This is a genomic window from Cellulosimicrobium cellulans (genome assembly GCF_042723955.1).
GTDB classification, from domain to species: domain Bacteria; phylum Actinomycetota; class Actinomycetes; order Actinomycetales; family Cellulomonadaceae; genus Cellulosimicrobium; species Cellulosimicrobium cellulans_H.
The window spans coordinates 19,373-31,509 of sequence record NZ_JBHXIC010000052.1 but is presented as its reverse complement, the minus strand read 5'-3'; the positions used below and the strand labels follow the sequence as shown (position 1 = coordinate 31,509).

The 12,137-nt window shown below is 70.5% G+C and carries 5 protein-coding genes; 3 read left to right on the top strand and 2 right to left on the bottom strand.

The genetic code is table 11. The annotated features are described in order from the left end of the window. Positions 1-185: 185 nt before the first annotated feature. Positions 186-1,094, bottom strand: a complete 909-nt coding sequence (locus tag ACFWH7_RS14190) for a glycoside hydrolase family 19 protein (RefSeq protein WP_378217153.1) — start codon at positions 1,092-1,094, stop codon at positions 186-188. Between the two features lie 201 nt (positions 1,095-1,295). Between ACFWH7_RS14190 and ACFWH7_RS14185 the strand changes: the two genes are divergently transcribed. Together ACFWH7_RS14185 and ACFWH7_RS14180 are read left to right on the top strand one after the other, a co-directional pair. After that, a complete protein-coding gene (locus ACFWH7_RS14185) occupies positions 1,296-7,499 on the top strand; it encodes a hypothetical protein (RefSeq protein WP_378217152.1) in 6,204 nt (2,067 codons plus the stop codon). Beyond that, a complete protein-coding gene (locus ACFWH7_RS14180) occupies positions 7,496-9,550 on the top strand; it encodes an MBL fold metallo-hydrolase (protein ID WP_378217151.1) in 2,055 nt (684 codons plus the stop codon). The genes ACFWH7_RS14185 and ACFWH7_RS14180 overlap by 4 nt, the downstream gene beginning before the upstream one ends. Positions 9,551-9,842: 292 nt before the next feature. Here ACFWH7_RS14180 and glnA read toward each other — a convergent pair whose 3' ends face one another. Continuing rightward, entirely contained in the window at positions 9,843-11,267 is a 1,425-nt protein-coding gene (glnA, locus tag ACFWH7_RS14175; RefSeq protein WP_378217150.1) for a type I glutamate--ammonia ligase, read from the bottom strand. A gap of 261 nt (positions 11,268-11,528) precedes the next feature. Here glnA and ACFWH7_RS14170 point away from each other — a divergent pair, with 261 nt between their 5' ends. Next, entirely contained in the window at positions 11,529-12,005 is a 477-nt protein-coding gene (locus tag ACFWH7_RS14170) for an RDD family protein (protein ID WP_378217149.1), read from the top strand. The last annotated feature ends 132 nt before the right edge of the window (positions 12,006-12,137 follow it).

Genomic DNA, 12,137 nt, shown 5'->3' with positions numbered 1-12,137 from the left:
CGCATGTCGTCGGGCGTCGCGGTCTGGAGGATGGTCTGGCGGAACACGGCGCTCCACCCGTCGGACGCCCCCGCGCGCACCCCCCCCCCCCGCGCGGGGGCGCCCCCCCCCCCGCTGGCTGGGGTGGGGGGGGTGGCCCACCCCCCCCCCCCCACCCCCCGCCTCGCTGCACGCGGGGCAGTCCGTCAGCAGTGCAGGCCCGAGCCCGGGGCGACGCCCAGGACCTCGGTGATGCGCACGTACCGGTCCACCCGGGACTGCACGGACGTCGGGTTGCCGCCGCCGCACTCGAGCGCACCGTTGAGCGAGTTGATCGTCGGGCCGAACCCGGCACCCGAGACCATCGCCTGGTGCGACGTCATCACCCCGGGGCCGTTCTGCGTGTTCCAGTACCAGAGGGCCGTCTGCCAGGCGATGGACGGGTCCTCCTCGACGAGCCACGGGTCGTTCAGCAGGTCGATCCCGAGCGCGTCGCCCGCGGCCTTGTAGTTGAAGTTCCAGCTGAACATGATCGGGCCGCGCCCGTAGTAGGCCGTCTGGCCGGCGGGGCAGCCGAACGGCTGTTCGTCGTCGCACTTGATCCAGTAGTTGGCCTCGTTGATCTCCTTCACGTACCGCAGCCTGACCGACTCGAAGTCCGCGTGGGTGGGGAACGCCGCGACCTCGCGTGTCCGCGTCTCGGGCGTGCCCGTGCTCGCGAACGCGGGGTAGGCGCCCAGCGCGTCGACGAACCCGTCGTACGTGTAGAACGGGTGCCGGGCCGGGAAGATCGCGTCGAACTCCGCGCGGCTCACGACGAAGTCGTCGCCGCCCCCGACGCAACGGCCCGCGTCGACCCAGACGCTCGTCGACCCGGGCGTCTCGCGCTGGGTCCACCAGCGGGCCGTCCAGTTCCGGCCGTGGTGCGACGCCGTCTGGCCGCCCGAGTACGCCGTCGTGGCCGACCAGGTCGCGGCGCACGCGGCGCTCGCGGACGGGTCGGTGCTCGGGGCGGACGGGGCAGCGCTCGCCGGGGCGGCGAGCGACCCCCCGACGACGGTCGACACCAGCGTGGACGCGACGGCCGTGAGGGCGCGCCGAAAGCGTGTGCTCATGAATCCCCCTGCTCCTGTGGCGACATCGTTACCACCGCTCACAAACCTAGCGAGTGTTCCGGGCGCCAGGCAAGAGGTGTCCGGATACCGGTGCACCACGACGATGGCGCGGGTGAAATCTGGGTGACTAATCGGGATCTGATGATTCATGACGGTTCAGGTGGATAGCGTGACGGCCATCGCCCAAAGAAGGAGCCCGTGGTGAGCAGATCCCGCCGACCGTCAACCCGCCGCAACCCGGTGCCCGACGTTCACCCGCCAGCCAGCCAGGAGTTCGTGGGTATGTGGCGTGCTGCGACTCAGGCGCTCGACGCCGAGACGGTGATGCAGGCGGTGAACCTACTGCCGACCCCGCCTCGCCGGTTCATCCTGAAGTCGATCGGTGTGCGCACCACCGACAAGGCGTCCCCGTCGATGGCAGCGCAGATCCTCGCGCGGCTGAGGTCCAAGCCTGGTGTGCTAGACGAGTTCGCGCACGCTGTCCTGATGCCGGCGATGGCTATGGCGGCGCAGCCCCTGTCGATGTTCGAGTGGATCGACCTTGCGGGCCCCAAACCGCAGGCAGCCGCCCGTGTCTACGTGAACAACTCTGAGCTCGTCTCGTGCGTGCACCTGTTGTGGAGGGTTCCGCGGACGTTTGCGCGCTTGGCCCTGGTTGCCGCCGCTCAGAGTGCGGGCAACGGCCCGACGATCGCCTTGAACCTCCTGGCGGACTTCGACGAGGACGCCGTCGAGCTGTACAACGACCCCGCCGAGTCGGTCGACGGACGCCCGCCGCTGATCGGCCTCGACGTCTTTTCTCCGGTCGGTCGTCTGCGCGCGCTTACGGGGCAGGACGTCGACGAGGGCATCGCACTGCCGGACTTGCTGACCGGCCTGCGCCTGGAGCTGCCGGAGGAGGACACGGGCGTGCTGGACGAGGTCGATGTCGAGGAGGTCGACCCGCGCGAGGTCTCGAAGCTGCTGGCGGGTGCGGCGCGGGACTGGGCTGACCGGCTCGACGAAGGTGTGTTGGCGTCTCCGCTGGTGACCGGCCCGATCCATCGGCTCGCGTCGCGTATTTGGAAGTACGCGGGCGAGCTCGGCGTTGGCGACCTGGACGGGCTCCTCAGGGCGCGCGAGCGGGCCCGCAACCCGCAGGTGGACCCAACACGGTGGTGGCTTGTGCGGCTGGCGAAGATGCAGGGGCCTGCGGAGGTCGCTGGTCTGTCAGGCGTCACGCAACTGGCAGCGGAAGCGTCCCTTGTGGACGAGCACGACGCCGAAGAGGCTCTGGCCGCACTGATGCTGGTGGTCGACCTGGTCGCCGACCAGAGGGCCGGTCGCGCCGTCGACGTGCAAGCGCTGCTGACTGCCAACGGTGTCGCGCTCGCGGGACTGCGCGAGTACTCCGACGTGGTATCGGCCGCCAGCATGGGGATGCTCACCCTGCCGCTTGCCGAGGACGTTACGCCCGCTGACTCTGACACCCCAGAGACCCGCCGCGAGGAAGCGGAGGACGATTGTGACGCGGAGGACGACGTAGCAGTCCAGACCCCGTCCGCCGTCGGCGAACCGGCGGCGCAGGCCGAGGGCCCCGCCGTCGAGCCGACCCCGGCTGACGATGCGGCCGAGGAGCCCGCCACCGTCTCTCCCGCCACCACGGAGGTGAACGCCGACGGCGTCTCCGTCGCAACGGCTGAGGAGGACGCCCGGGACGAAGAGCTGCAGGCCGAGCCGATCGAGGATGTTGCGCCCGCCGTGCCCGCGCCCGAGATGCCGTCGCCGTCGCCTGGCCCGGTCATGGTCAAGACAGGTCTGTCCCCGGACCTGGCCAAGTACCTGACCAAGGCCGCGCCCGCGCCGAAGCCGGAGCCGGTGCCAGTCGCCGCCACTATCCTGGCCATGGAGCCCGCCGATACGGTGGCCGCCGAGGCGCCGACGGACGTGGATGACCGTACCGTCTGGGGGACGGCGGCTGCATGCCAGCTGCAGGCCGCGCTGATCGGTGCTGGTCGGTTCGCCCTGGCCGCCGACCTCGCCCAAGCGACGGGCGCGAACACGGCCCAGGTCGCGGCCCGTCACATGGCGGCCTACGCAGCCGTCTTGAGCGACCCGACCGGACCGATCGCAACCGAGATCTCCCAGCTCGTCGCCGTCATCAACCGCGAGCAGCTGGGCGACGACCGCCTCGGCCAACTGGCCGCGTGGGCGGGCGCAGCCAAGGTAGCGCTGCTCGCGCCGTCGGCAGGGCCGGCGGAGGTCCTCGTCGAACTCACCCCGGCTGTGTCCTCCTCGAGCGCGCTTACCGAGGTGACCGCCGCGCTGATCGACGCCGCTCGACAGGGCGTGGTCGTCGTGGCGCCCGAGGCCATGGCGGCCGCGGGAGCCACCGCCGAAGTGACTGCCCGCGTGGCGGGCCTGACGCAGCGGGCTGGGGAGCTCATGGAGCGCGCCAAGACCCGCACGATGAAGTACCTGCCGGCAGGTGACGTCTACAACGCGTGGTTGGCACCAGGAGGTGCACTGTACGAGGCGCTCGACGCGGTCCGCACTGACAAGCGGTCCGCCGCACCTCGCGTGCGCAAGCAGATCGTCGACCGGCTTCGCGGCGCCGCCGAGCGACAGATCGACTCGGTGTTCTCCGCTCAGAACCGGCACAAGGGCAGAGGGGTCAAGATCGTCGCGCAGCCTCGCGGGGCCCTCGTCGCCCGCTGGGACGAGGCCGTGGACTTGGCTGCCCGGTGGGCTGCTGCGGTCGACGAGCTGGCGGCCCTGACGAACGCAGCTTCTTCCGGGTCATGGCAGGAGGGCGCCTTGGCGAGGCTTCGGGTGCGGATCGCGCCGCACCGTGCGCGCGCCGCGAGCGACCTGGCCCGCCTGTGCGCGGACGCCGGTCTGGAACCGCAAGGTCAGACTGGGCCTGTCGCCCTGCTCACGCAGACGTTCCTCGCGTCGGACGGCTCGGTGCCGACCTCTGACGAGCCCTCCCCGGCGTACGCCCGTCACGCCGAGCTCCTCGCCACCGATTTGGCGCTGGACCCGCGCACACTGCTCCCGTCGGAGCCGGTACCGGCGCAGACGCTGGTCGGACTGGCCGTCGCCCCTGCCGTGGACGACCAGGCCGTCTACCAGAGCCTGGCTGCCCGTGGCGCCCACGACCTGACCGAGGTGCTCGTGGCTGCGGCGAACGCGAAGGACGAGGCGGCTGGGGCGACCCTGACGGTGGCCCGGCAGCGAGACATCTACGCCCAGGAGGCGCAGATGCTGGACGACCTGAACGCGCTTGAGGGTGACGTCGATGTGCGCCGCGTCCAGGGCGTGCTCGGCGACGACCTGTGGACTCGTGCCGCGTCCGTCGTCGAGGCGCTCAAGGCACCAGGCCGTACCGACTACGAGCGCATCCGCGCACGCGCCGTGGAGCTCGTCACCCAGATGGACAGCGAGCGAGCCGAGGCCATCGCGGACACCGTCGAACGGATCGAGTCACTCGCCCAGGATGACCCGAACGTCGCCGTTCACGCCGAGCGGCTCACGAGCCTGGCCTCGGACGGTCAGGTCGCCTCGGCGCAGGAGCAGCTGCAGCAGTTACGCGAGGGGCAGACCCTCTCCGGCGAGGACGTGCGCGTGGACTTGCTGTCCGGCTTCTTTCCCAAGGTGCCGCAAGTGATGGCCCGCGGCGCCGCGTCCGAGCGGCTGCAGATGCTCAACCGGGCGCTGCGTGACGGGATCGACAACGACGCGTCGACTGAGCTGTCAACCGCCGATCTCGACCTGCTCGGCCTGCCCGCAAGCCGTGCGAAGCAGGCCCGAGAGGCGTTCACCGCCTGGGTGGAGCTCAGTTCCGCAAGCCCGCAGCGCTCGGGGACCAGCGAGGCGGACAAGCTCAAGGCGATTTTGCGGCAGGCAGGCATCGAGTTCGTCGGTCGGCAGGTCGCCCAAGGCGGCTCTCGCGAGCGGCAGATGGTCACCCTGACCGACGTGTCCGTCCTCGGCAAGGCGCTCACACCGGTGCTCGGCTCGGGCAAGTCGGCCGACGGCACGAGTCTGAAGGTCCTGCTCGTGCGCAGGGCGGCGACGCCGGCGTCGATCATCGAGTCGCTATGGAACTTGCCCGCGGACGCGACCATCCTCCTGCTGTGGCTGGGGCGGTCTCCACTAACGCCGGCCGAATGGCGCGCGGTCGGTGAGGCCGCACGAGGGCGGGTGTCCGCTCCGCCGATCGTGGTGATGGACCTGTCGGTGCTGGTGTACCTGGCTGCGCAGGCCGAGCCGCGCATCTCGACCCTCGCGGCGGTCACCCTGCCTTTCACCGCGTCGAATCCGTACCGGGACACCCCCGGCGACACAGCCCCGGAGATGTTCTACGGACGCACCGACGAGCGTGCCGCGCTCATCGACATGGCTGGCTCATCGTTCGTTTCCGGTGGGCGTCAGCTGGGCAAGTCCGCTCTGCTGCGCCAGGCGAAGCGGGAGTTCGAGGCGGCCTCGCCCCAGCAGGTCGCGATCGTGGAGACGATCTACTCGGTGCGCTCCGGGTCCGACCCGGCGAACGTGTGGCCGCTGGTGTGGCGGGTCCTGCGCGACCGCGACATCGTGTCCGGGCACGTCCCCGAGGGTGACGTGGCGGCCGCGGTGTACGACGCCGTGCGGGACTGGTTGCGCGGTGACCCCGAGCGGCGCTTGCTTCTGATGCTCGACGAGGCGGACGAGTTCCTCGACGCGGACGCCACCGGCAACCGGTTCGAGAACGTCGAGTGGTTCCGCAAGCTGATGCTTGACACGAACCGCGCGTTCAAGGTCGTGCTCGCCGGTCTGCACGCGACTGCCCGGTTCGAGTCCCTGCCGAACCAGCCACTGTCGCACCTGGGACGCCCGATCGTGGTCGGGCCGCTGCGCCCCGCGCACGCCCGTGCGCTGCTCACCGGTCCGCTCGCTGCGGTCGGATACCGCTTCGACTCGGAGGTCACCGTTGCCTCCGTCCTGTCTCAGGCGAACAACATGCCCGCCCAGCTGCAGTTGATCGGGCAGGCACTGGTCGAGCACATGGCGTCCAAGGCGATCGCGGCTGACGCTCCGCCGTCCCAGATCACCGCAGCCGACGTCGCCGAGGCGTTCACCCCGAAGCTCAAGGACGCCCTGCGCGCGAAGTTCCTCCTCACGCTCGCGCTGGACCCCCGGTACAAGGTCATCGCATACGTCGTGGCGTCTGAGGCGCACGAACGCGGCTCGGACGCGTCGCTCACGCTCGGAGAGCTGATGGCGACCTGCCGCAGCGTGTGGCCCGCCGGGTTCGACGGTCTGGGCGCCGACGCGGTGCGCGGCCTGGTCGCCGAGTGTGTCGATTTGGGGGTGCTCGCCCGCGACGAGAACCACTACCGTCTGCGGACCCCGTCGGTGCGTCGACTGCTCGGAACCGCGCTGGAGGTGCTCGAGGTCCTCGACGCGGCCGACAAGCTTGAGGTTCCCAACGCGTACGACGGGTCGGTGTTCCGCCGACAGGTCGACTGCCTGGAGAAGGCCGTCTCGCCACTGACCGAGCGGCAGCTCACGGAGGTGTTCACCCGCGGGCCACGCGTTGTCGTCGTCGCCGGGGCACCCGCGACCGGCCTGAACGCAGTCGCCCGCACCCTGGAGGAGGTCGCCCCGGTCGTGCGGCACGCCGGCGTGGTCAAGGTTGTCTCCAACGCCCGCGCGGACGGGGTGACGAGCGCGGTCGGGAAGGCCACTGACAACACACGCCTGCTCGTCGACGTTCGCAACGCCGGGCACGACCACGTTGCTGGGATCCTGACCGCCGCACAGGCGTCACTGACGGGGCTCAAGAGGGACGTGTCCGTGATCGTGGTCGCGGGTCCCGCCTCCGCGTCGGCGTGGGTCGGGCACCCGAACCTGGTCGAGCTCGGCCGCGTCGACGACGCCGGGATGAGGCTGCTCGCTGGCGCTGAGGCGGTCATGGTGCACGAGCCGGTCAACCAGGAGCGGGCAGTCGCTGAACTCGGCGGGTGGCTGACGGCGATCGCGGAGCTGCGCCGCGCGCTGACCGCACCCGGCCCGCAGTTGTCCGAGGGCGAGGTCATCGCCCAGGTTGCCGCCCACCGGGCCAGCAAGCCGGGGACCCTTGCCGAGGAGGCTGGGGTCAAGCCGGTGACGGGCACAGCTCTGGCCCGCGCACTGGGTGCCGTGCATGACCTGACCCGCAACCGCCGAGAGACGCGGTCGGACATCGTCGGGCTGCTCGACGAGCTCGGGGACGCTTCGCTGATCGCCGCGGCGTTCCGCGACGGGTTCACCAGTCTCGAGCAGGTCTTTGACGCGTTGGTGGCACTGCGGGTCGTCACCCGCGACGCGGAGGGCCTGTGGGGTGTCGAGCCGGTGCTGGCTGCAGACCTCGTGGCCCTGGCGGCAGGCACGCAAGTCGCATGACCGTCGTCATCGAGGGTCCCATCAGCCCCGACCTTATCGATGTGGCAGGTCGGGTGCTGGAAGCGCTCGGCGCGGATCCCGACGCGGTGACACGCGCCCGGGGTGACACCGCCGCGGTCCGCGACGCACTCGCCCTGGTCGTCGCGGAACCTTCCATGCGCGCTGCGGTACTGGGCGCCCTGGCCGCGGACGGAGTCACCCCCGTCGGTCCGGTTGCCGTGCTACTCGGGGATGACCTGGCAGCCTCAAACGGGCTGCTGGACCACCTGCGGGCGCAGATCCGCGCGCACGGTGCCGCAGCTCGCCGGGCCGAGAAGGCGGCCAAGCGGGGCACAGCCGCCGAGCGACGAATCGCGCGCCTCTCGGAAGACCTGGCAGCGGCCAAGCGGGGCAAGACCGCAGCCGAGAACCGCGCACTCACCATGGCGAGCCAGGTGACCACACTAACTGGGCAGGTCGGCGAGCTCACCGAGGCACTGTCCGACTCGCAGGAGCGAGCCGACCTCCAGCAGGCCGCCACCGCTTCGGCGCGCACGGCCCTGACCAACCCACGGGTCCTGGCCAGACACCTACGGTCTGTGCTACACGCCACCCCCGATCTGTTGACCGCGGCTGGTGTCGTCGTCCCGGATGTCGACCCGGCCCAGCTCGCGGCGCTCATGGATGCCGTACTGGGCGAGCTCGCCGACCCGGAGACCGGTCGCGCGCTGGCCGCGGCACGAGCCATGTCGGTCGTGATGCTTGGCGGCGGGGTCGAGGTGGGCGGGTCCTGCGCCCTGGTGACTGCCGGCGACACTCGCGTGCTGGTCGATGTCGGGACCAGGCCGAACCAGACAGCCCTCGACCGGATACCGCCGCCGGGTCTCGCATCGGCGCTTGCCGAGGGTCCCGTGCAGGCGATCGTCATCACGCACGCGCACGCGGACCACGCCGGCTGGGTTCCGGCAGTCGTCGCCGACCAGCCAGGCGTACCGGTGTACGCCACGGCGCCGACCGCCGACCTTCTTGCGACGATGTGGATGGACTCGGCGAAGATCTACGCGCGCCGCGCGGGCGCCGCGCCGTACACACGTGACGACGTACGGGTCGCGCTCTCGGCCGTCGAGCATGTGAGGTTTGGTCAGCGGGTCCGCATCGGAGATCTGGACGTCGAGTTGTTCCCTGCCGGTCACGTTCTCGGTGCCGCCGCCGTGTGGCTCTCGGACGGAACAACAGCCGCGATCGTGTCGGGTGACGTGTCCGGTCCCGGCCAACTCTCGGTCGGGGGCTGGCACATGCCCGAGCACGCGGCCTGCCCGGATTTGCTCGTGCTGGAGTCCACGTACGGCGCAGCGGCGGCGCACACGCCGCGGGCCGCGGTCGTCGAAGCGTTCCTGCGGGACGTCGAGGTGACCGTCGCCGCCGGCGGCCGAGTGCTCGTCCCCGCGTTCGCGCTCGGCCGCGCTCAGGAGATCGCAATGCTGCTCGCGACCCGCCTACCGCACGTCCCGGTCCTCGTCGACGGCCTCGCTCGTGACGTGACCGAGGTGTTCGAACGGCATTCGGGAGCCTCTGGGGAACCGCTGTCGATCTGGTCGGACCAGGTTCAGGAGGTTCCGCGAGGCAGCACGTCGCGGGTGGCGAGCAAGTTTCGGTCCGGGGTCGTGATCACGACGTCGGGGATGCTGTCGGCTGGACCAGCCCTAACGTGGGCTGCCGCCATACTGCCCGATCCCCGCTCGCTCCTGGCGATCGTCGGGTACCAGGACCCCAACTCGCCAGGCGGCAGGCTGCTCGAGCTTGGGAAGACCGGTGGGGTGTGGTACCTGCCCAGCCTCGACGGCGACGAGCCGGCCGAGGTAGACGTGGCCGCACGCGTGCGCACGTACGGGCTTGGTGCACACGCGTCCGCGGATGAACTAGTCATGATCGCCACGCAGGTGCGCGCGAAGGCAACGATGCTCGTGCACGGCGACCCGTCGGCTCGGTCGTCGCTCGCTCAGCGGCTGGCGGCGCGTCACCTGGGCGTCATCGACGCCGGAGAGGCGTGGACAGCGGCTCCGCAAGCCTGACGCGAGAGATGAGAGCGGGGCTGCTGCGGGCACTGCTGTCCTCTTGCGGATCGCGTTCGTGACCTAGATGTGATGTCCAGGGAGTTTGGTCAGCCGGCTGATCGTTGGGCCCTGCCACTAAGTCTGACGCGCGACAGCGACGACGACGCTCGAAAGCCACGCCCACCTGTGGCCGGACACAGAAGAGTCCGCACGAGCCGCCGTTGGTGCAGTGTTGGCGGCTAGTGCGGACTCTCTGCGGACTACAGCATCGTCCGGCTAGCGTCTGCGCAGGTCAGACGCAGGATGTCGATCAGATGTCGTAGTAGAGCTCGAACTCGTGGGGGTGCGGGCGCAGGCGGATCGGGTCGATCTCGTTGGTGCGCTTGTAGTCGATCCAGGTCTGGATGAGGTCCGGCGTGAACACGTCGCCCTGCGTGAGGAACTCGTGGTCGGCCTCGAGGTTGTCCAGCGCCTCGGCGAGCGAGCCGGGGACCTGCTGGATCTGCGCGTGCTCCTCGGGCGGCAGCTCGTACAGGTCCTTGTCGATCGGCTCCGGCGGCTCGATGCGGTTCTTGATGCCGTCGATGCCCGCGAGGAGCTGCGCGGCGAAGGCGAGGTACGGGTTGGCCGACGGGTCCGGGACGCGGAACTCGACGCGCTTCGCGCCGGCGGACGAGCCGGTCACCGGGATGCGGATGCACGCGGAGCGGTTGCGGGCCGAGTAGACGAGGTTGACCGGGGCCTCGTAGCCGGGGACCAGGCGGTGGTAGGAGTTCACCGACGGGTTCGTGAAGGCGAGGAGCGACGGCGCGTGCTTGAGCAGGCCACCGATGTACCAGCGCGCGAGGTCGGAGAGACCGCCGTAGCCCTTCTCGTCGAAGAACAGCGGCTTGCCGTCCTTCCAGAGGGACTGGTGCGAGTGCATGCCCGAGCCGTTGTCGCCGAAGATCGGCTTCGGCATGAAGGTGACGGACTTGCCGGCCTCGAACGCCTCGTTGCGGATGACGTACTTGAACTTCATCAGGTCGTCGGCCGCGTGCAGCAGCGTGTTGAAGCGGTAGTTGATCTCCTGCTGGCCGGCGGTGCCCACCTCGTGGTGCGCGCGCTCGACCTCGAGGCCGACCTGCTCCAGCGTCGCGCACATGTCGTCGCGCAGGTCCGCGAAGCGGTCGGACGGGGAGACGGGGAAGTAGCCGCCCTTGTAGCGCGTCTTGTACGCGAGGTTGCCACCCTCCTCCTCGCGGCCCGTGTTCCACGCGGCCTCGATCGAGTCGAGGTAGTAGAAGCTCGAGTGCTGGTTCGTCGCGAAGCGCGCCTCGTCGAAGAGGTAGAACTCGGCCTCGGGCGCGAAGAACGCGGTGTCGGCGATGCCGGTGGAGCGCAGGTACGCCTCGGCCTTGGCCGCGATGTTGCGGGGGTCGCGCGAGTACGGCTCACCCGTGAACGGGTCGACGATGGAGAAGTTCACGACGAGCGTCTTGCGCTTGCGGAACGGGTCCACGAACGCGGTCTTGACGTCCGGCACGAGCTTCATGTCCGACTCGTGGATCGCCTGGAAGCCGCGGATCGACGACCCGTCGAACATCAGGCCGTCCTCGAACGCCGACTCGTCGAACTGCGAGACGGGGATGTTGAAGTGCTGCATGATGCCGGGCAGGTCGCAGAACCGGACGTCGACGAACTCGACGCCCTCGTTCCGCGTGAAGGCGATTGCCTCCTCCGCGTTGTTGAACATCCGTTGCTCCTTGATCGGGTGGTGCCGTCGGGCTGCGCGGCGAACCTGCCGCTGACGTGGCGCCCACGAACCTAGGCCGAGGCGGTTTCCCCGCCGTGTACCCATTGTTTCCGTCGTGTTACGTCCCGCGTCCCCGTGTGACGTTCGTGCTACACGAGGGCACGCGGCAGCCGCCGGCGGGCGGTGTGCCGTTCGGCACGATACCGCCGTGCGCGCCCGGACCGTCGAGGTCGTCCACCGACCGGCACGTACCCTGGTCCCGTGGTTTCACGCGAGGACATGGGTTCGTGGCTCGAGGGCACCCCGGGCGGTCAGCAGGACGGTCGCGGCGCGCGGCTCGGTCTCCCTCCGGACGGACCGGGCTCGCTCGCGACGCTGGGGCGGCGCGTCGTCGCGCTCGCCATCGACTGGGTGCTCGCGACGCTCGTCGCGTTCCTCTTCTTCCGGCCCGCGGCGCCGGGCTTCTTCGAGGGCATCTCCGCCCTGCCGGTCTGGTCCCAGCCACTGGTCTTCGCGATCGAGAACGTCCTGCTCGTGAGCACGCTGGGCTTCACGGTCGGGCACCGGGTCATGGGGATGCGGGTCCGCCGCCTGGCCGAGCCGGCGCGCATGGTCGGCGTCGGCCGCGGTCTGCTGCGCACCCTGCTGCTGTGCCTCGTCATCCCCGCCGTCGTGTGGGACGCGGACGGGCGCGGGCTCCACGACCGTGCGGCCGGCACCGTCCTGGTCCGCGCCTGACGCTGGTCGGACCGCGGCTGGTCCACGACCAGCGTCCCGCCGCAGAGTCCTCCGGACGACGACGCCCGGCCGGGGGGGGGGGGGTCCCGCCCCGGGCGGGGGGGGGGGGGGGCCGGCGGAGGGGGCGGGCCT